This window comes from Arthrobacter sp. HMWF013, from assembly GCF_003061105.1.
Classification (GTDB): Bacteria; Actinomycetota; Actinomycetes; order Actinomycetales; family Micrococcaceae; genus Arthrobacter.
On the sequence record NZ_QAIQ01000220.1, the window covers coordinates 1 to 2650 of the forward strand.

A 2650-nucleotide genomic window follows, 5' to 3' on the forward strand; every position below is an offset into this window, starting at 1 on the left:
CCCGCCGTAGGGCCTGGACGGGGAACGGCGGTCCACCGTGATGTCCAGATTCCTGTAGCCGCCGGTTTCGCCGTGGTACAGCAGCCAGTTCGCTGCCGGGGCGCGCCCCACATAGGTGTACTCGTCCTCGCCCTCGCGGAACAGGATGCCGTCGCCGATCACGTGGCCGGACTCCGTGGTGGGCACATACTGCTTGGCCTTGTTCACGGGGAACACGGCCGTGGAATTGATGGCCGTGGACGAGATGAGCTTGATGGCGTCCGAACCCCGCATGAACAGGTTGTCCATGTGGTGGGACTGGTCGTACAGCACTGCGGTTTGGCGCCACGCCGTCTGCTCCTTGATCCAGTTCTGGAAGTCGGCCGGAACCACCGGGTAGATGTAGGAACCGATCAGCGAGTTGCGGAGCAGGTCAACTGCGCCGCGGGACGAATCGAGTACTTCCTGCAGATTCCTGGGTGCCACGATGAACCTCTTGTCTGTGTCGATGTGCTCTGTTGTGGTTGCTTGATCCAAGTGGGACGGATCAGAAAACGATGGTCTGGTTCCCGTGCCGGATGACGCGGTCCTCGGCGTGCCACTGCACGGCGCGCGAGAGGACGGCCCGCTCCACGTACGCGCCACGGGCCTGCAGGTCGGTGGCGGTGTGGGCATGCGTCACCCGGGCCACATCCTGTTCGATGATCGGGCCCTCGTCGAGGTCCTTGGTCACGTAGTGCGACGTTGCGCCGATCAGTTTCACGCCGCGCGCCTTCGCCTTCCGGTAAGGGGCCGCGCCGATGAACGCGGGCAGGAAGGAGTGGTGGATATTGATGAGCGGAACCCCGGCCCGGTCGAGGAACTCCGGGGACAGGATCTGCATGTAGCGGGCTAGCACCACAAAATCCACATTGCCCGCCAGCAGCTTCAGGATCTCGGCCTCCGCATGTGACTTGTCCGCATCCAGTGAGGGCACGTGGAAGAACGGGACGCCGAAGGAACGGACGTCCTCGGCAGTGTTGGTGTGGTTCGAGATCACCATGGGGATGGTCACCGGCAGCTCACCGCGGCGGTGCCGCCAGAGCAGTTCAAGCAGGCAGTGATCGGACGTGGAGACCAGGATGGCCATGCGCTTGGGAACGGACTGGTCCGTCAGGGTCCAGTCCAGGCCCAGCGGGGAGAGGGTCTGCCCAAGGTCGTCCTCGAGCGCGGGCATCGCTACTGCCAGATCGGGCCGGCTGAACACCACCCGCTGGAAGAAGTCACCCCCGGTGGGATCGGACGAGTACTGGTCGAGCGAGACGATGTTCCCTTTATTGCGGGTGACCAGGGCCGCCACCGCGGCGACGATCCCCGGCTTGTCCGGACCGTGGACAATCAGGCATGCCTGGTCCCGCTTGGCCTCGGTGTGCACAGCCATGGCTGCTTGCCTCACTCCTGCCCGGAGTTGAACCGGCGGACCCACGTGGCGGTCTCCGCCAGGCCGCCGAAGGTGTAGAAATGCAGTCCGACCGGCCCGGCCAGGCCGGGGCCGCCGCCCGCGGAGTGTTCGGCGAGCACTGCGGCCAGGTCGTTGACGAAGTTGTCCGGGCCGGCAACCCCCATCAGGTTGGTGAGGGAGAAGCCATACTTCTTCACGATCATGGCATTGGCGCCGATGCCGAAGCGGCGCGCAAAGCCCAGGAGCCGCTTGACTCCTGCCGGGCCCGGCGTACCGACGCGGATGGGAGCGTTGATGCCGCGGGCCCGGACGGCGTCGATCCAGCCGGCAACGGGATCAGTGTCAAACGCGAACTGGGTCACGATCAGGGTGTCCAGGCCCTGCTCCTGGAGCACCGCTGACTTCTCTTCCAGCGCACGCCACAGGGTTTCGCTGGGGATGCTTGGGTGGCCTTCGGGGTAGCCGGACATCCCCACTTCGCGGACCCCGAACTGCTGCAGCACTCCGCTGTTGATGACGGCCAGCGAGTCGCTGTACGGCCCTTCGGGCTGGGCAGGATCGCCACCGATGACGAAGAGGTGCCCGGCGGCGTCGACCTCCTGCAGGCGTCCGAGGAACTCCTCAAGTTGCTGCCGGGACTTCAGGCGGCGGGCCGAGAGGTGCGGGACGGGCACGAAGCCGAGTTCGCGCACTGCCTTGGCCGCGGCCACCCGCATTTCCAGGTCCTCGTTGCCAAGGAAGGTCACGTTGATGCGGGTGCCCAGCGGGATCAGGGGCCTGGCCTCGATGAGCGCCGGGATGTCTTTCCCCGTCATTTCCAGCGAGAAATCCTTCATGAGGTTCAGGGATGCTGCACGGTTGGTCGCGTGCGAAATTTTAGTCACGATCGCAGGTCCTTTCGGCGAGGCGCCCCGTTGCGCCCACACACCACTTTACCTATGCAGATAGGGAATGTACATAGGTAAAGTGGGGGACCCGCCTCAGCCTGCGGCGAGGGCGTCAGGATCCAGATGGGCGATCGAGCGGGTGTCCTGGAACGCGCGGACTCCTTCGATCCCTTGTTCCCTGCCCATGCCGGACTGCTTCATGCCGCCGAACGGAGCACGCAGGTCCAGGCGCGTGGCCCCGTGGTCATTGACCCAGACGTAACCGCAGACGAGCTTCCCGCCCACCCGGTTGGCCGCCCCTGGATCGGCCGTCCACACAGAGCCGCAGAGCCCGGACCAGGTG

General features: G+C 65.4%; 3 protein-coding genes and 1 pseudogene. All 4 read right to left on the minus strand.

Annotated elements, in window-relative coordinates; genetic code table 11:
• Positions 1-465, minus strand: a pseudogene (locus tag DBR22_RS09050) (aminomethyl transferase family protein); the annotation flags it as partial.
• Between the two features lie 61 nt (positions 466-526).
• Positions 527-1399: a formyltetrahydrofolate deformylase gene (purU, locus tag DBR22_RS09055; protein WP_108598741.1), complete on the minus strand. Its 873-nt coding sequence runs from the start codon at positions 1397-1399 to the stop codon at positions 527-529.
• Positions 1400-1410: 11 nt separating this feature from the next.
• Positions 1411-2304 carry a methylenetetrahydrofolate reductase gene (locus tag DBR22_RS09060; protein WP_308810197.1) on the minus strand — a complete coding sequence of 298 codons (894 nt, stop codon included), beginning with the start codon at positions 2302-2304 and terminating at the stop codon, positions 1411-1413.
• A 96-nt stretch (positions 2305-2400) separates the two neighbouring features.
• The coding region (locus DBR22_RS09065) for an aldehyde dehydrogenase family protein (RefSeq protein ID WP_146187444.1) at positions 2401-2650 on the minus strand (250 nt) is incomplete at its 5' end.

What these genes read in the sequence shown, in the direction of transcription:
- purU (WP_108598741.1), bottom strand. Translation starts at nt 1,399, where the DNA reads ATGGCTGTGCACACCGAGGCCAAGCGGGACCAGGCATGCCTGATTGTC.